The organism is Aquimarina sp. ERC-38, from assembly GCF_026222555.1.
Lineage (GTDB): Bacteria > Bacteroidota > Bacteroidia > Flavobacteriales > Flavobacteriaceae > Aquimarina.
In genome coordinates this window covers 3,054,286-3,070,298 of sequence record NZ_CP098511.1, presented here as the reverse complement: position 1 = coordinate 3,070,298, position 16,013 = coordinate 3,054,286, and the positions used below count along the sequence as shown (strand labels likewise).

Here is a 16,013-nt window from a genome sequence, read left to right as displayed (position 1 = left end):
TTATTTTGGGACTACAATACTATAAAATAAAAATTAATTTAAGAATTAATTAACAGTAAAATTTTCATAACCTTATAAATATTATGGTTTTACCGTATTAACTATTTAGATTGGATGGAATTATTTTAATATGGGTATATCTTATGTTGTTAAAATCTAAAAAAAAGGTGATTCTATATAAGGTTTTCAAAAAATGAACAATTACTAATTGTTTTAGTGTAATTACGAAAATTAATGAACAAAAGGAAGAATTGAAGTAACAGAAACAAAATATTCCACTAAGGTAATCAGTAGAAGGTTCTATAAAAATGCACTAGGGAACACAAAAACAAAAAGGTCCATAATACAGTTCGTATCCAATTTATTGCAATCATTTGATGTATCATTTGTAGAGTAGCCTGATTATTAGCAATTTTACCATGATTGGGCACAAAATAAAAGAAGGTAATTCCCCAAAGTAGTATTACAACTATGGTACTTACCATAGTATAAAATGATCGTATTTGAAATAATTGTATGAATACTAAAGTAACTTGAAGGAGCATCAAAGGGGCTACAATATATGTAATCCTAGGTGTGTACTGTTGATGCCATTTTACCAGATCAGACACTTCATAAAAAGAAAAACCGGGGTAAATAATCAATTGTACCATCCAAATTAATACAAATAATCCGGTATCAACGATAAGACGACTTAGATCTAACAAACTTAGCAAGGTATTCATCTTATAGATAAGGATACTCTACGATATTTCGTTGAGTTTCAAAAAGTTTAATTCGTAATTCAAAATCATCGCTGATATAAGGTCGAAGCAAATCGTAAATGACACGGGCGATATTTTCTGCCGTTGGATTGAGGTTTTTAAATTCTTCTACTTCAATATTTAAGTTTTTATGATCAAAACGATCTAAAACCTGATTTTTTATTAAATCTGATAATACTTTGGCATCCATTACGTACCCGGTATCTTTATTAGGTATTCCAATAATCTTTACTTCCAGATCGTAATTATGACCGTGATAATGGGGATTGTTACATTTTCCAAAAACATTTTTATTCTTTTGTGCATCCCATGCCGGATTATGGAGGCGATGCGCGGCATTGAAATGCTCTTTCCGAATAATAGCCGTTTTATACATAATTTGTTTTAATGTTTAGATAAAGCTAATAATAATGTTTATTAAGAAGTGTTAAACATTAAACAAAAAAAGGGTTCTCTCTTCGATTTTTATTTAATTAGCGTTTACAGCGATGATCGTAAGGTGTAATGAATAAATCAGATTATAAAATACATATTGTAGGTGCGGGTATCAGTGGCTTGATTGCAGCACAGGTCTTAGAAAATTACGGATATCATCCGGTGATTGTCGAAGCTTCTGATCGGGTAGGTGGTCGAGTTCGTTCGGAAACAGTTAATGGGTACGTGTTGGATGTAGGTTTTCAGGTACTTTTGGATGCATATCCGGCTGCGAAGAAATATTTAGATTATAAGAAACTAAACCTTCAAAAATTAACACCGGGGGCATTACTATTTTCTGAAAATCATACGGAAAAAATAGGTGATCCTTTACGTGAACCTTCTTTGTTTTTTTCTACCGTATTGGCCAAGTCTGCTACGTTTTCAGATAAATTTAAAATTTTAAAACTTGCCCTTCATTTAAAAAAGACAAGAGTAGAAGATATTTTTAATCATAAAGAAACCACTACTTTACAATATCTACGCAATCTTGCATTTTCAGAGCAAATTATTACTCAATTTTTTACTCCTTTTTTTGCCGGAATTTACCTGGAGGATCAATTGGCTACCTCCAGCCGTATGTTTGAGTTTGTTTTTAAAATGTTTACTGAAGGAAGTGCCACTATTCCGAAGGATGGCATCGAAGCTATTCCAATACAACTCAAAAGTAATTTAAAAAATACCCAATTTTTATTTCAAACTAAAGTTAAACGAATTGAAGAAGGTCTACTTATTCTTAAGGATAAATCCGAGATGAAAAGTCATTTTACCATTGTGGCTACTGATCCCGGGACGTTGATTACGAATTTAAAAAATCAAAAAATATCCTGGAACTATTGCGATACTTTATATTTTACTACGAATCAAAGAAGGATACAAAAACCTATCATTGGATTAAAGGGATACAAAGAAGGGCTAGTCAATAATATTTTTTATCCTACCAGTATACCCAATAAATCTAAAGGCACTAAAGAAGTTGTATCGGTTACTATCGTAAAAAAACACGATTTATCTGAAGAAGAATTGATACAAAAAGTAATAGATGAATTAAATACTTATTATAACCTGGATCAAGTAAGTTTTTTAAAACGTTTTATTATCAAGAATGCACTACCCGTACTATCTTCGCAGCAATATGAATTAGACCCTACGGAAACCCGATTAAATAATACTATTTTTTTAGCTGGAGATTATTTATTAAATCCTTCTTTAAACGCGGCAATGATTTCAGGAGAAAGAGCTGCATTAGGAATTATTAAATCTTTAGAAGATGGGTTAGTTGTAGAAGAATTTACTTCGGAATTTACCTAAATACATATTACTCAACAAAAGCATATTTCTTTAAAATTTCCAGGGTAGTATATTGCAAGGCGTCCTTATGACATGCTTCTAAAAACAAACGTGGTGCTTTGTTTTCTTTAAGAGCTTGTAACCACCTTGAAATACATAGACACCATTTATCGCCAGGTTGTAAACCAGGAAAATTGTAATACGGTATAGGTGTAGAAAGATCGTTCCCCTTTGATTTAGTAAATGCTAAAAATTCTTTATCAACCACTGCACAAAGTATGTGGGTACCAGTATCTTCTTCAATGGTTTTACAAAATCCATCTCTAAAATATCCGGTTAACGGATTAAAACAACAAGGTTTTAATTCAGTACCTAAAACATTTAATAGGGACACGGTATGCTAAACTTTAGGTACACCTTTAATACGTTTTTCGATCTTCTTTTTAATAACCGTCAATCGTTTCATAAGGTCCATTAATTCTGGATCTTTATTTTCTTTATAAACTTCGTTCACACCAAGAATCAATTCCTTCACCTCACGAGAGGCCTGAATACGTTCATTAGTACTGGGAAAAGAAGTTTTTTTAGTTTCAAATTCTAAAGCTCTCGCAACAATATCCATTTCACTTTTTTTAGGGTACCTATCCGTTATAATTTCAGTTTTGAAGACTTTACTATAAACAGCCTGTAAATACGTTAGTTTTTATACAAATGGCGGCATAAATAGTAATAATATTCTAATTATAACCTTTTATTTAATCAAATTTACAAAATGTTTAATTATTAATTGAAATAGTTAAACATTAATTAACACAGTCTTTTCAATAATATAAATTTTTTAATATTAAATTTCTCATATAACAGACGCTAATTGTTGTATTTAATTACAACTAAAACAAGGGAATTAGAGATCGGTAATTCATGTACCCCTGTCAGTCAAGTTAAATTATAGTATCTTAGACCTATGCACTACCTTTTATTCATAATATGTATAGGTTTTTCTTACGCTCAGGTTACCCCTGAGACCTATTTAGGACAATGGCAGATAGAAGGTGGCTCCGTGATTGAAATTTATAAAAAAAGCAACCTGTACTATGGTAAGATTATTAAGCGTGCTGCTAAACCATTGTCAAATCTGAACGGACTGGATAACAAAAATCCGGATAAAGGCTTAAGGGGGCGTAAATTAGTAGGTTGCGATATTATCTCAAACTTATCCTTTAAAGAAAAAGAATTGGAAGGAGGTACTATTTATAATGCAGATAGTGGAAAAACTTATGATGTCAAACTATGGATTGAAGAAGAAAATAAAAACCTTTGCTATATTCGAGCGTATAAGGCGTTCCTATTTAAAACTTTTGAAGCCAAACGGTTTGACCCAAGTGATTAAAATTTTATTTAGTTAAAATCAACTTTTCTTCGTCTGTTTTAGTAATTAATAAGGTTGCAGTACCTCCGGTCAATAAATTCCAAATATTAGAAGTTATTAATGTACCTTCCTGATCATACAACTTGAATTGAGCCGTATTAGGTCCTGAATCGCCCTGGTTTAATGCTTGGATTTCTATTTTATTCAGGCCATCTGCCAGATATACAGCAAACCCTTGATAACTTCCTCCTAATACTACTTTACCTCGAATTACATCATCATTGATAAAAATACGTATGACATCACCGTCAACCGCCATATGATCTCTATATACCAACTGTACAATTTTTGAATCTACCTCAAATGAACCTAAGTCTTGATTTCCTCTTATAGCACCCTTGCTTTTATCCTTTTTAAATCGCTTAGGCGTTCCGTCAAAATCAGGTTTTAATAATCCGTCAGATAAATGCATATCATAGGTACGAACTGGTTCTTTTAAATATTTGGATTCCTTTTTTTTATCTTCTTCTAGTGTAAAATTATTGATTTTAGGATCTTCAATTTTTCCGAATTGATAATCCAATCCGCTTTTACTTAACCCAGAAGAATTGATATTTTTACTTGATTGATTCCCTTCTACCTGAGCACATAACTGTATTCCAGTAAATAAGAGAAGTACTAACCAACAACTTATTGAGTGGGGAATTATATTTTTATTATGCATGAGTATATGAACTATTACTATATAAGTACAATTTATAAAATTAAAGTAGTTTAACTAACCCCTTAGTCAATTATAAATAAACTAAGAGTTATCACATAAAATTTAGAAATTTATATCTTTTTACTTAGGCTTTAGTTTACAATAGCATTTGTGTATCAAAATTGAACCCAACTATTTTATTTACAGCTATCTATCCTATCCTAAATCCTTTTCAAAGGAAAGGACCTTTAGCTACCTTCCCTTTGGGAAGGGCTGGGGATGGGATGAATTTATATGAATTAGAATTATCAACGCTATTTCAAACTAAAGCTTTAACTTATAAATCTATCCTTACAATAACCATTCCCATACGACATCGTAATTTAAATTATGATGATTTCAATAGGATATTTATGCTCAACCATAAATACTACTTCCTGATTTAAAATTGGGTAAACGAAATAAATATATAATTGAGAGAATTTTCGGTAAAAATCAAAAAATCATTTTGAAAATCGTTAATCATAACTTATCTTCGATAAAAATATTAAAATGGCCTTAGAAATTTATTTATATGTAGTTATTTTCTTACTTTTTATGGTGTTGGCTATACTTTTTATGGCTTTTAAAAAACTAAAATTAAAAAACAACCAATTAAGTACAACTATTAAGTCTACTAACAAAGAGTTCCAGTTAAGCCAGGAATTTATAGCACAGGTAAGTCAGGAATTGCGAACACCCTTATACGGTATTATGGGTTTGACTAATTTACTATCTGAACAGTCAGAAGCTATGGCTCATTCAAAACATTTAAAATCACTCAAATTTACAAGTTCTTATCTGTTTAATCTAATTAACAACGTTTTACACGTAAACTTTTTGAATTCAAATAAGATTGAACTCAATAAAAAATCAACGCCTATCAAAGAAGTTATTCACGAAATTGTTAATTCTTTTAATTATGTTGGTGTTACTAAAAACAATACTATTCACCTCGAGATCGACCCTAGTCTACCGGAACATTTGATTACTGATAAGTCTATGATAAGTCAGGTACTTATGAATCTCATCAATAATGCTTTACGCTTTACCCGAAATGGAAATGTATATATTCATGTTGAAAATGCCAAACAAGAAAATAGTACGTATACCTTAGTATTTAAAGTCAGTCATGACGGAAATGATTTAAGCAAAGAAGCAGAAAAAACGCTTTATGAAGAATTTTCGGATTTAGATACGGCTAAATATGCCTACCTGGGAACCGGACTGAATGCTACTATTGTCAATAAACTAGTAGATACATTGAATGGCGAAATTATGGTGAACCAAGATGAAATCTCCGGTTCTGAATATGCTTTTATAGTCCCTATGGAAGCTTTAGAAGCAGAACCCAGACAAATAACAGACTTAACCAATCGCAGTTCAAAAGTTTTAATCGTAGATGATAATAGGTTAAATTTATTAGTTGCCGAAAAAATTATGGCTTCAGAAGGTTTTGTTTGTACTACAATTGATAATGGTTTTGATGCTATCAGTCTAGTTAAAGAAAATAAGTATGATCTAGTCCTTATGGATATCAATATGCCAAAACTTAATGGAATCGGAACTACCAAGAGAATAAGAGAATTTGATAAAGATACTCCCATTATAGCTCTTACTGCTGTTGATGTGACCCAACTTAACCGACAGATCATCGGAGCAGGGTTTAATGATTATATATTAAAACCTTATGATCGAAATCTATTGATTGAAATAGTACATAAACAACTACAGCGAGAACCAATGCTGGTAAGCTGATATTTTACGTAATTTTATTAGTTTATTATGGCTCCTCGTCGATTTTCCAGGTATTTTTTACATTGAATTTTAAAAAAAATCACCAATAATATTGCATGGTATTTTTAATTAATTAACATATTTTAACTTTTTGTATTGAAAAGTTTAGTAGGTAAAATTATAATAAAAATAAGGTTATTGTAGTTTTGATGTAGTATAAATGTAATTAAGTAACCATGAAAAAAGTAATCACCGTATTAGTAGTATCAGGATCATTGTTGATGACCTCCTGTGTTTCTAAGAAAAAGTATGTAGCCTTAGAGACTGATCTTAATAATACAAGAAGTAATCTACAAAAGACTACCGTAGAAAAAGAAGAATTAGAAACCAAGTTTGCTGCCATCGAAGCACGTGTTGAAGAATACAATAATAAAATCAATACGCTGACTGATTCTAATAATGAAAAATTAGTAAAAGTAGACAATCTGGTCATTTCTAAAAATCAGAAGGACAGAATGAGTGCTGCTTTAGCTAATGTAGATCCGGCTAAACTGGAGGGCGCGCAAACTTTAAAAGACTCTATGAATGTTGCAGTTTCTCAAAATCTCATGAATTCGCTAGATGCAAGCATTAAAGATGATGAAGATATCTCAGTAGATATTGATGAAACTGTGGTTATGTTATCAATCTCTGATAAACTTTTATTCAATAGCGGAAGTTATAGAGTAAGTAATAAAGCTTCTGAGTTATTAGAAAAATTAGCTAGCGTAATTAATTCCGAGCCTAGTCTGGAGGTAATGATTGAAGGTCATACGGATTCTAAAACCATCAACACACCTGATTTACGAGATAATTGGGATTTAAGCGTAAAAAGAGCTACTTCTATTGCTCGTTTATTACAAAATAAATATGATGTGGACCCTGCAAAATTAATTGCTTCCGGAAGAAGTAGTTATAAACCTTTAGTGCCTAATGATAATAAAGAAAATATGGCTGCTAATCGTAGAACCCGAATTGTTTTGTTACCGGACTTGGATAAGTTCTTTGCCATGATTGGAGCTAATGAATAATTTCTTATAAAATATCTAGTAAAAAGAACGGCAGATAGCCGTTCTTTTTTATTTAAAACATTAGTAGGTCAGTTAATAAATGAAAATTTATAAAGTATAGTAAAATTAAAATAAGGAGTCCCAAACTTTAAAATTTTAGAAACTACTTTTTTAACTTTCTAAAGTAATTAATTTTCAATAGTATAATAAATTAGTCCTGGTTCTTGGTTCTAGAAGTGATAGCGACCTGCCCGTCTGCAGGCGGGTCTAGAATCTTTACCTGATATTAACAATTTTAGAACATTCCTGCTAACGTATTGTAGAAAGAAGTTTTTACCCAATATATGTATTTACACTTGTAGTCAGTTGACATTCCTGAAACAATAACTGTTTAAAGCGTAAAGCCTGTAATTCATTCGTAAAAACCAGGGCTTCGCTAATACTATTGGAGAGTATCAATTCTCCTAGAAGATACTCTACGACATACGTCTCCGTATCTGTAAAAAGTACATAAGCAGACGTCATCTCTTCTATAGTAGCAGTAGTTCTCAAACTATTTTTACCCGTTTGGTTTATAAGCTTAAAAATATACTTTTAGAATACAGCTATGGTATGCTATACCTACAGGTTATTAAAAGGTTATTCACATTTTGTAATGCCTTGAATTAAGAATCGATCCGATAATAGCCAGTTTTAAGGTAAGCCCCTTCAGGGAAAGTGATGGGATGATCCGTGTCATGAGCTGTTTTTTCTAGAATTGTAAAGGTATAACCTGAATGTATTAAAGTATTCTCTACTTCGGTATAAAAGACTTCTCTAGTAACTCTTGAAGAACAAGAAGCCATTACTAGAATCCCGTTTTTCTTAACTAAAGCAGCTCCTAATTTTGTTAATCGGCGGTACATTTGTATGGCTTTGATTACCTCACTTTCTTTTTTTGCAAATGCCGGTGGGTCAATGACTACGATATCAAATTGTCGTTGTTCTTTTTTTAGGGATGCTAAGGCTACAAAAGCATCTTTAGCGATAGTGGTATGTGTACCCTGGTGTTGATTTAGACTTGCATTTTGTTCAGCAAGTAGTAAGGCCTGTTTACTAATATCTATACTGATAACCGAGGCAGCTCCCCCGGCTAAAGCATGTACGGAGAAACCTCCTGCATACGAGAAAACGTCCAGTACCGATTTATTCTGAGATAGTATACCCACCTTCCTTCGGTTTTCCCGATGATCCAGAAAATATCCGGTTTTATGTCCGTCAATAACATTTGCTGAAAATTGAATGCCATGTTCTTTAAAAATGATAGTAGGATTGTCAAGGATTCCAAATAGAATAGTGCCATCTATTAAACCGTAGTTTTTCTGAGAGTAAGATTGTAATTTACGGCTAAGTCGGAGCACCCCGGTTTGAACGTTTGGGATTTCCTGTAAAACTTCAAGAATATCTTTTAGATAAGGAAACCAGCAAGCCGAATATAATTTGATAACAATAACTCTATTATATACATCCGCAATAAAACCCGGCATTTGATCATTTTCACCAAATAGCAGTCGATACGCATTGGTATCTGTTTGTAATAATTCTTCTCTTTTTTTAAAAGCTTTAGCTACCGTATTTCGGAACCATTCTTTAGTAAGGCGAACCGGTTTTAAAAATTCGATCAATTTAATTCGTATCGGACTTTCCTGATCCCAAAGACCAACAGCGAGTAATTTTTTAGACTTTTGACTATAAAGGATAGCCAAATCTCCCGATACTCCTTCCCTATTCTGTTTGGTAATACTTCCGTCAAAAATCCAGGGATGTCGCTGTCGAACCTTTTTTTCAGCTTTATTGGTAATCTTTACCGCGATTGTATTAGTTTCAATTTCCGGTAATAGAATCATACCTTTCTGGTATTAATAAATTAAATTATAGAATAGGTACCGAATACGGCATTGGGTCAATTTGGAACAATTATATAATAACATTAGGCCTGAGTAAAGATTCTAGACCCGCTTAAGACGGGCAGGTCGCTATCGCTTCCAGAATTAAGATTCAAGACCAATTATTATGCAAGATGTCACCGTAAAAATGACCAAAAGCTTTTTAACGGAATAATTCGTTGATTTTAGAACGCAATTTACGGTTATAGTCTTCTTCTAACCAATCCCTGTAATTTTTAGTACTCTTACTAATACAATACGAATAACGCCGTACCCGGTATTCAATATCTTTATCTAATAATTTACTTAATATCCGGGCGTCAAATACATCTTCGCTATTTTCAACACACATGCGTGCATGCTGTTCAATAGATTTTTCAAGTACGCTTTTACTACGCAAATTGTATTTTTTAGTATCCGAATAAGCAGATTCGATATCAAAACTAATATCTGTTGAGTTTGCAAATTCTTTTCTAATCTCATCGGGCATTACGTACTTAAAATTACGTTCGATTTCATCATCACTTACCAGGTTATCATAATAAAAATCGGGAGACCTAAAGATAGATTGCCAATCAATTTCTCCACTCCATAACCCGAACCTGGCCGTATTATTACCCATATCGATAATAGAGAATTCTTCTTTCCCTTTAAAAATACGTGATCCCCTACCAATCATTTGAAAATAAAGGGTTAACGACTTGGTTGCCCGATTTAAAATAACGGTTTCTACAGAGGGTTCGTCAAATCCGGTGGTCAATATACTTACCGAAGATAAAACGGCATCTTTGGTTTTATGAAACCATTCCAGAATACTAGCCCGTTCTTGCTTACTATTGGTATTATCCAAATGCCTGACCGGATAACCAGCTCTTTTAAACGTATCATAAACCTGGATGGACGTATTGATACCGTTATTAAATATTAAGGTTTTTTTCCCTTTAGCCCGTTCTTCATAAGCAGCTAACAGCTTAGTCTGCATCAGTGCATTGGTATACAAATCTTCAGAAGATTTTACCGTATAGTCCCCATTCATCCCTATTTTTAACGAACCTAATCCTACATCATAGGTATAGGTAACCGGTTTGGCTAAAAATCCTTTTTTAATCAGTGCCAGGATAGTATCACCCACAATAAGTTCCTGGTAATTATCCTTCATCGGCATTTTCATATTGGAACTAAGTGGAGTCGCAGTAACGCCCAGGATAAAACAGTTTTTAAAAAACTTAAATAACTTACGGAAGGAATTGTAATGCGCCTCATCAATAATTACCATCCCGATATCATTTAATTCCAGCTGATCTTCATTCAGGCGATTATTCAAGGTTTCTACCATGGCTACAAAACACATGTATTCCCCTTGATCTTCTAGTGTTTTTACACTACTGCTAATAATCTTATTTTTAACATTAAATTCGGTAAGCATTCGCGAGGTCTGCCCACACAATTCAATACGATGCGTCAATACAACCACCTTCTTATTGGATTGTTTGATATAACGTCGTACAATTTCAGAGAAAATAACTGTTTTTCCCCCTCCGGTAGGTAGTTGATACAATAAATTATAGTCTTCCTTAAACTCTTCCAGCCGACTGAATATCTTTTCGATATCCCGTTCCTGGTAGTCGTAGAGTACCTTTTCTTCTTTGTAATTGTCAATTTGGGTTGGTAGTGTTGCCATGCATCTTCGGTTAAAAAGCAAGCTACAAACTTACGGACTTTAAAAAGGTTTTACATGGAAATTATCGTTAAAATATAAAAACTGAAGCTTTCGTTAGGTTTTTGTCTTGTGACAACGACATTAATTCACAATTTCCGGAAAAACTGTTAATATATCATAAATGTAGTATTGCCCTATTTTGTAATTTTTAATTTTACTTAATTAAGATGTAGTAAAACTTATGAAAAACAGTAAAATCCCGGTACAAAGCCTTTTGATTCCCAAAAGATTGGTAAAACTAGGAAAACTGTTAGAACGTATTTCCCCATTTCTGGCTACACGCTTTGCTGCTCGTTTATTTCTTACCCCTTTTAAATATAAAAGGCCAAAACGGGAGGAAAAAATGTACAGCAAAAGTAAAAAAGAACTTATAGCGGTACCAAAAATAAATCAGCAGATTAAAGTATATCAATACGGTAATCTACAAAGGGGTAAAAAAGCACTATTGGTACATGGCTGGTCAGGTACCGGCACCCAACTAGCTAAAATTGCAGATGTATTAGTCAAAGAAGGGTATGGCGTAGTTAGTTTTGATGCTCCGGCACATGGAGAGGCTCCGGGGAAAATAAGTATGATGCCTTTTTTTATTGAAAGTATTCATCAATTACAAAAACAATACGGTCCGTTTGATATCGCGATCGGTCATTCGCTTGGCGGAATGTCGCTTCTAAAAGCTGGAGGAGAAGACCTTACTTTACGGAAATTGGTCATTATCGGAACGGCGGATAGTATTACGGAGATTACTAATGATTTTGCTAAAAACATGCAATTGCAATACAGTACCGGAGTACGAATGAAAAAATATTTTGACCGGAAATTCGGTGAAGATTTAAACAACTATTCTGGTGCCGTATCCGCTACAAAGGTATCGATCCCTACCTTAGTCATTCATGACAAGGATGACGTTGATGTGTCTTACGAAGCAGCTACTTCTATTCATGCCGCCCTTACAAATAGTCAATTAATCCTTACTGAGAGACTGGGACATCGTAAAATCCTAGGAAATCCTTCCGTTATTGATGCAATCCTTAATTTTATAAAAGAAGAAGAGACTGTAAAAGTTAATACGGTCTGATTATTGCATTTCGATTTTTAAAATTTTATATATGAAACATATACTAGCAGGTACCTTGCTCCTCTTATTTATCAGTTGTAATGGTATTGCCCAAAAGGGTAGTGAGAAAAATAAAGAAGCACGTACGTTTAAAGTAGAAAAAACAACCGAAGAGTGGAAAGAGGTTTTGACCAATAGGGAATTTTATATTCTACGTCAGGCCGGAACCGAAGTGCCGTTTAGTAGCCCCCTTAATAATATTAAAGAAGCCGGAACCTTTGTTTGTGCCGGATGCCAGTCCCCTTTGTATAAAACCAAATATAAATTTGATAGCGGTACCGGATGGCCTAGTTTTGACCGGCCCGTAGAAGACGCAGTGATCACAGATGTAGACCATAAACTAGGCTATGCCCGTACAGAACTGCTTTGTGCCACCTGTGGGGGTCATTTAGGACATGTTTTTAGCGATGGACCTAGAGAAACAACTGGAAAGAGACATTGTATTAATGGGGATGCCCTTCATTTTAAACCAGAAACAGAATAATTAGTATGAGTAGCTATAAGTATAAGCTGAGCGAAAAAGAATGGAAAGAGAAACTTTCTGAAGAAGAATATCGGGTGTTAAGGCAAAAAGGAACGGAGCGACCCTTTACCGGTAAATATAATTTACATAAAGAAGACGGTGCTTATAAATGTAAAGCTTGTGATTCCGTATTGTTTGACAGTACTTCAAAGTTTGATTCCGGTTGCGGGTGGCCTAGCTTTGATAAATCCGTAGAAGGTTCCATCGAATATATCAGGGATACCACTCTGGGAATGATCAGAACTGAAATTTTATGTGCGAACTGCGGAAGTCATATTGGTCATGTTTTTGACGATGGACCTACGGAAACCGGACAACGCTACTGTGTAAATTCAGTGAGTATTGATTTTAAAAACGAATAGTTATTAGGAGTAAAAATAATTATGGAACAGTAATTGTTTAACACTTGTTGACTCACTATAAAATTTTGAATTATGAGAAAATTAATGCAATTATTGTTTATTTCCTTGCTCGTCATAGGAAACTGGTCTTGTGAAGGACCGGAGGGTTTACCCGGAAGAGATGGTTTTGATGGAAGAGACGGTCAAAATGGAAGAGATGGTCAGGACGGACAAGATGGAAGAGACGGAGATACCTTGACTCAGATATACGAAATCGAATCGGTAAATTTTGACGAAGCAAATAACTTTGGAATTAATTTTGCATTTCCACAAGCTGTGCCTGAGACAGATATTGTTTTTGTGTATAGGCTAGAGGATGTTATTGATGGAAAAGCTGTTTGGGAGCCCCTACCAACCGCCACTATCTACTTTGATGATAATAATGACGGCATTGACGATGGTTTTTTACAATATCGATATAATTTTACCTTTGATGATGTAGATATACTTATTGAAAGTGATGATCCCATAGCTTTAGGTGAAGAGTTTACAAATGATCAGGTTTTTAGAATTGCTGTAGTTCCTGCTGTTTTTGGAAGTACTAAGAATACTAAAACCACTTCTTTAGAGGAACTTATGAAGTTGTATAGCATTGCAGAGAAAGATATTATTAAAAAAGCACTTTACTAAAAACAAAATACTTTTACTTAACTTAAAAATAAAATGATGAAAAAATTTGGAATACTACTATTAGGTTTAAGCTTCTTTATTACTTCTTGTTCCAGCGATGATGACTTTGAGGATACAGACACTATTGGTAATAATTTCTTAATTGAAAATGTAGAATTTAATGAATCTAATAATTTTGCAATTGGATTCCCGTTACCAACTGATTTTGAATTAATAGCAGGTGATGTGGTTTTAGTGTATCGCCTTGAAAATGTAGTTAATGGAGATGAAGTTTGGGAGCCTTTGCCTACCGCAATGTTTAATTTTGATGAAAATAATGATGGAATTATTGATAATTCTCTTCAATATAGATTTAATTATACTTTTAGGGATGTAGATATTTTAATTGAAAGTCTCGATCCTTCAGCCTTAAGTGCTGAATTTACTCGAAACCAAGTATTTCAAATAGTAACAGTACCAGCAAATATAATTAGTCAGGACTTAGATATTGATTTTAGTGATATTAAGGATGTTTACAATAAGTTACATCTGAATATAAATGGTTTTGAATAGACAAGTTGTATTACACAACTTTAGATAATTTACAAAGCACTCTATTAGGGTGCTTTTTACTTTTCTAAAGCCTTTGAATAATTTTATGATCCAATGTAATTGTTATTTTTCCTCTGCTTATTGCAAATCTACTTTGATAATACTTACGTTTGCCTTTACTATTTTTATCTTCTATAAAAGTAAATAGTAAACCTTCTAATTTAACCTTAGTACGTACTCAACCCAGGGTTACCGAAATAAAGAATTTTTCCTTATTAATTTAAAGATTGCTTACGGAAGGATTAAGGTGAATTTTTTATATTTACCATCTGTTTTATTGATTCACATAGTATCTGTGTCTTTTGCCTAAAAGACAATCTACGGTAATTAAACCGTAAATGCGTAAAATCCTCTTTTTAACGCGCAGATACATACGTACTCCATTTTATAAAATTTTTAATCAATTCAATTGATTATTAAAAAATTAATTCACTCTGTTACCATGCGTTCTGTATTGTGATAGAGGGTACATAATTCAAGTGTTAATATGAATAATAAACAACTAATAAGTAAAAACATAGAACTATTTTACAACAAAGCTTCCGAAGAAACCAGACTTAATAATGGAATGGGAATATTTGAGTTTGAAAGAGTTAAAGAACTGATAGAAAAATATATACCGTTTCCAAATTCAAAAATAATCGATATTGGTGGCGGAACCGGAAAATATTCGGAGTGGTTGGCAAGAAAAGGACATCAAGTTTGTTTAGTAGATCCTGTTTACAAACATGTAAAGCTAGCGCAAAAAAGATCAAATAAACTAAAAAATAAATTTTCAATTGAACTGGGGGAATCCAGGAATTTAAAATTTCAAAGCAACTTTGCCGACTTAATCATCTTACACGGACCGTTATATCATCTTCAAAACCGGAAGGATCGAGATCAAAGTATTCGTGAAGCAAAACGAATTCTTAAAAATGGCGGAATTATCTTAGGTTTTGCTATCAACCGTACCGCGTCCACTCTGGTTGGTCTTTTAAACGGACTTTTTCATGAAGAAACCTATTTTCAAATGTGTAAAGAAGAATTAACTACAGGAATACACAATCCACCAGATGGTTTTCCCTGGCTTTTAGCCGAAGCTTATTATCACAACCCGGGACAACTAAAAGAAGAGTTTGGAGCACAGAATCTAACCTATCTCAATACTTATGCAATTGAAGGTATGGCTTGGTTAGACAAAGCTTACTTTACTAATATGCAAAATGATACAAAGAGAAGTAAATTAATGGAACTTATAAAAATTACAGAGAATGACAGCCATCTTTTGTCTTTTAGTCCGCACATGATGATAGCTGTAAAAAAACAAATTGCATATGGAAAATAAAGATCGCTATTTAAAAGCTCTAATCAACCATAATGGATCACTAAATGAAATTGACCTTGGAGAAAAGTTAGGACTAAATGAAGAAGAAACAAGAGCATTAATTGCGCAACTTTTATCCGAACATAAAATTAGATATAAAGTACACAGGTTTTGTAATTACATAGTTAGAAAAACTACGGTTAGAAAAAAAATACTTATCAACTAAACCGGGAAATTTCAAAATATATAAAACTAAATATTCCGCATTTATTTAGCTTAATAACGGGAATTATAATAATTTTATGGTCTAATTTTTATCATACTATTAATTATTTGCGCAATTCTATCCTATTTTAATGGCATATAATTAGCATATCT

Annotated in this window: 19 protein-coding genes; 12 read left to right on the top strand and 7 right to left on the bottom strand. The window is 33.0% G+C overall.

Features of this window, described 5'->3' with window-relative positions:
* Positions 1–726 precede the first annotated feature (726 nt).
* Positions 727–1,140 carry a 6-pyruvoyl trahydropterin synthase family protein gene (locus NBT05_RS12810; protein ID WP_265770250.1) on the bottom strand — a complete coding sequence of 138 codons (414 nt, stop codon included), beginning with the start codon at positions 1,138–1,140 and terminating at the stop codon, positions 727–729.
* Between the two features lie 128 nt (positions 1,141–1,268).
* On the opposite strand from NBT05_RS12810, the gene NBT05_RS12805 reads away from it, so the two are divergent.
* Positions 1,269–2,549, top strand: coding sequence for an NAD(P)/FAD-dependent oxidoreductase (locus NBT05_RS12805; protein WP_265770249.1), 1,281 nt, complete (start codon positions 1,269–1,271; stop codon positions 2,547–2,549).
* A gap of 7 nt (positions 2,550–2,556) precedes the next feature.
* On the opposite strand, the gene NBT05_RS12800 is transcribed toward NBT05_RS12805, so the two are convergent.
* Both NBT05_RS12800 and NBT05_RS12795 read right to left on the bottom strand, forming a co-directional pair.
* Complete coding sequence (locus tag NBT05_RS12800; RefSeq protein ID WP_265770248.1) at positions 2,557–2,922, bottom strand: DUF2237 family protein; 366 nt, start codon at positions 2,920–2,922, stop codon at positions 2,557–2,559.
* Positions 2,923–2,928: 6 nt separating this feature from the next.
* Positions 2,929–3,150 (bottom strand): hypothetical protein, encoded by a 222-nt coding sequence (locus tag NBT05_RS12795; protein ID WP_265770247.1) that lies wholly within the window; start codon positions 3,148–3,150, stop codon positions 2,929–2,931.
* 342 nt (positions 3,151–3,492) lie between these two features.
* Here NBT05_RS12795 and NBT05_RS12790 point away from each other — a divergent pair, with 342 nt between their 5' ends.
* Positions 3,493–3,918 carry a DUF2147 domain-containing protein gene (locus NBT05_RS12790; RefSeq protein ID WP_265770246.1) on the top strand — a complete coding sequence of 142 codons (426 nt, stop codon included), beginning with the start codon at positions 3,493–3,495 and terminating at the stop codon, positions 3,916–3,918.
* A 4-nt stretch (positions 3,919–3,922) separates the two neighbouring features.
* Here the strand turns inward: NBT05_RS12790 and NBT05_RS12785 are convergent, their stop codons facing one another.
* Positions 3,923–4,621: a hypothetical protein gene (locus tag NBT05_RS12785; RefSeq protein WP_265770245.1), complete on the bottom strand. Its 699-nt coding sequence runs from the start codon at positions 4,619–4,621 to the stop codon at positions 3,923–3,925.
* 161 nt (positions 4,622–4,782) lie between these two features.
* Between NBT05_RS12785 and NBT05_RS12780 the strand changes: the two genes are divergently transcribed.
* From NBT05_RS12780 to NBT05_RS12770, 3 genes are all read left to right on the top strand, one after another.
* The gene (locus NBT05_RS12780; protein ID WP_265770244.1) at positions 4,783–5,046 is read left to right on the top strand and encodes a hypothetical protein; all 264 of its coding nucleotides are present in this window, start codon (positions 4,783–4,785) and stop codon (positions 5,044–5,046) included.
* A 106-nt stretch (positions 5,047–5,152) separates the two neighbouring features.
* The gene (locus NBT05_RS12775) at positions 5,153–6,397 is read left to right on the top strand and encodes a response regulator (protein ID WP_265770243.1); all 1,245 of its coding nucleotides are present in this window, start codon (positions 5,153–5,155) and stop codon (positions 6,395–6,397) included.
* Between the two features lie 215 nt (positions 6,398–6,612).
* Positions 6,613–7,446, top strand: a complete 834-nt coding sequence (locus NBT05_RS12770) for an OmpA/MotB family protein (RefSeq protein WP_265770242.1) — start codon at positions 6,613–6,615, stop codon at positions 7,444–7,446.
* Positions 7,447–7,758: 312 nt separating this feature from the next.
* On the opposite strand, the gene NBT05_RS12765 is transcribed toward NBT05_RS12770, so the two are convergent.
* From NBT05_RS12765 to NBT05_RS12755, 3 genes are all read right to left on the bottom strand, one after another.
* Positions 7,759–7,977 carry a hypothetical protein gene (locus NBT05_RS12765; RefSeq protein ID WP_265770241.1) on the bottom strand — a complete coding sequence of 73 codons (219 nt, stop codon included), beginning with the start codon at positions 7,975–7,977 and terminating at the stop codon, positions 7,759–7,761.
* A gap of 113 nt (positions 7,978–8,090) precedes the next feature.
* Positions 8,091–9,311 (bottom strand): class I SAM-dependent rRNA methyltransferase, encoded by a 1,221-nt coding sequence (locus NBT05_RS12760; RefSeq protein WP_265770240.1) that lies wholly within the window; start codon positions 9,309–9,311, stop codon positions 8,091–8,093.
* Positions 9,312–9,513: 202 nt separating this feature from the next.
* Positions 9,514–11,031, bottom strand: a complete 1,518-nt coding sequence (locus NBT05_RS12755; protein ID WP_265770239.1) for a DEAD/DEAH box helicase — start codon at positions 11,029–11,031, stop codon at positions 9,514–9,516.
* 220 nt (positions 11,032–11,251) lie between these two features.
* Between NBT05_RS12755 and NBT05_RS12750 the strand changes: the two genes are divergently transcribed.
* From NBT05_RS12750 to NBT05_RS12720, 7 genes are all read left to right on the top strand, one after another.
* The gene (locus NBT05_RS12750) at positions 11,252–12,145 is read left to right on the top strand and encodes an alpha/beta hydrolase (protein WP_265770238.1); all 894 of its coding nucleotides are present in this window, start codon (positions 11,252–11,254) and stop codon (positions 12,143–12,145) included.
* 31 nt (positions 12,146–12,176) lie between these two features.
* Positions 12,177–12,668 carry a peptide-methionine (R)-S-oxide reductase MsrB gene (gene msrB, locus NBT05_RS12745; RefSeq protein WP_265770236.1) on the top strand — a complete coding sequence of 164 codons (492 nt, stop codon included), beginning with the start codon at positions 12,177–12,179 and terminating at the stop codon, positions 12,666–12,668.
* A 5-nt stretch (positions 12,669–12,673) separates the two neighbouring features.
* Positions 12,674–13,069, top strand: a complete 396-nt coding sequence (gene msrB / locus NBT05_RS12740; RefSeq protein WP_265770235.1) for a peptide-methionine (R)-S-oxide reductase MsrB — start codon at positions 12,674–12,676, stop codon at positions 13,067–13,069.
* Positions 13,070–13,141: 72 nt separating this feature from the next.
* Entirely contained in the window at positions 13,142–13,738 is a 597-nt protein-coding gene (locus NBT05_RS12735; protein ID WP_265770234.1) for a collagen-like protein, read from the top strand.
* 33 nt (positions 13,739–13,771) lie between these two features.
* A complete protein-coding gene (locus NBT05_RS12730) occupies positions 13,772–14,290 on the top strand; it encodes a hypothetical protein (RefSeq protein ID WP_265770233.1) in 519 nt (172 codons plus the stop codon).
* A gap of 526 nt (positions 14,291–14,816) precedes the next feature.
* Entirely contained in the window at positions 14,817–15,656 is an 840-nt protein-coding gene (locus NBT05_RS12725) for a class I SAM-dependent methyltransferase (protein WP_265770232.1), read from the top strand.
* A complete protein-coding gene (locus tag NBT05_RS12720; protein ID WP_265770231.1) occupies positions 15,646–15,861 on the top strand; it encodes a hypothetical protein in 216 nt (71 codons plus the stop codon). Before NBT05_RS12725 ends, NBT05_RS12720 begins: the two co-directional genes overlap by 11 nt.
* Positions 15,862–16,013 lie beyond the last annotated feature (152 nt).

Excerpts from the sequence above, each read along its gene's own strand:
- NBT05_RS12725 (WP_265770232.1), top strand. The coding sequence starts at position 14,817 with ATGAATAATAAACAACTAATAAGTAAAAACATAGAACTATTTTACAAC.
- NBT05_RS12810 (WP_265770250.1), bottom strand. The coding sequence starts at position 1,140 with ATGTATAAAACGGCTATTATTCGGAAAGAGCATTTCAATGCCGCGCAT.
- NBT05_RS12805 (WP_265770249.1), top strand. The coding sequence starts at position 1,269 with ATGAATAAATCAGATTATAAAATACATATTGTAGGTGCGGGTATCAGT.
- NBT05_RS12735 (WP_265770234.1), top strand. The coding sequence starts at position 13,142 with ATGAGAAAATTAATGCAATTATTGTTTATTTCCTTGCTCGTCATAGGA.
- NBT05_RS12795 (WP_265770247.1), bottom strand. The coding sequence starts at position 3,150 with ATGGATATTGTTGCGAGAGCTTTAGAATTTGAAACTAAAAAAACTTCT.
- NBT05_RS12785 (WP_265770245.1), bottom strand. The coding sequence starts at position 4,621 with ATGCATAATAAAAATATAATTCCCCACTCAATAAGTTGTTGGTTAGTA.
- NBT05_RS12790 (WP_265770246.1), top strand. The coding sequence starts at position 3,493 with ATGCACTACCTTTTATTCATAATATGTATAGGTTTTTCTTACGCTCAG.
- msrB (WP_265770235.1), top strand. The coding sequence starts at position 12,674 with ATGAGTAGCTATAAGTATAAGCTGAGCGAAAAAGAATGGAAAGAGAAA.
- NBT05_RS12720 (WP_265770231.1), top strand. The coding sequence starts at position 15,646 with ATGGAAAATAAAGATCGCTATTTAAAAGCTCTAATCAACCATAATGGA.
- NBT05_RS12775 (WP_265770243.1), top strand. The coding sequence starts at position 5,153 with ATGGCCTTAGAAATTTATTTATATGTAGTTATTTTCTTACTTTTTATG.
- NBT05_RS12750 (WP_265770238.1), top strand. The coding sequence starts at position 11,252 with ATGAAAAACAGTAAAATCCCGGTACAAAGCCTTTTGATTCCCAAAAGA.
- NBT05_RS12770 (WP_265770242.1), top strand. The coding sequence starts at position 6,613 with ATGAAAAAAGTAATCACCGTATTAGTAGTATCAGGATCATTGTTGATG.
- NBT05_RS12730 (WP_265770233.1), top strand. The coding sequence starts at position 13,772 with ATGATGAAAAAATTTGGAATACTACTATTAGGTTTAAGCTTCTTTATT.
- NBT05_RS12755 (WP_265770239.1), bottom strand. The coding sequence starts at position 11,031 with ATGGCAACACTACCAACCCAAATTGACAATTACAAAGAAGAAAAGGTA.
- msrB (WP_265770236.1), top strand. The coding sequence starts at position 12,177 with ATGAAACATATACTAGCAGGTACCTTGCTCCTCTTATTTATCAGTTGT.
- NBT05_RS12760 (WP_265770240.1), bottom strand. The coding sequence starts at position 9,311 with ATGATTCTATTACCGGAAATTGAAACTAATACAATCGCGGTAAAGATT.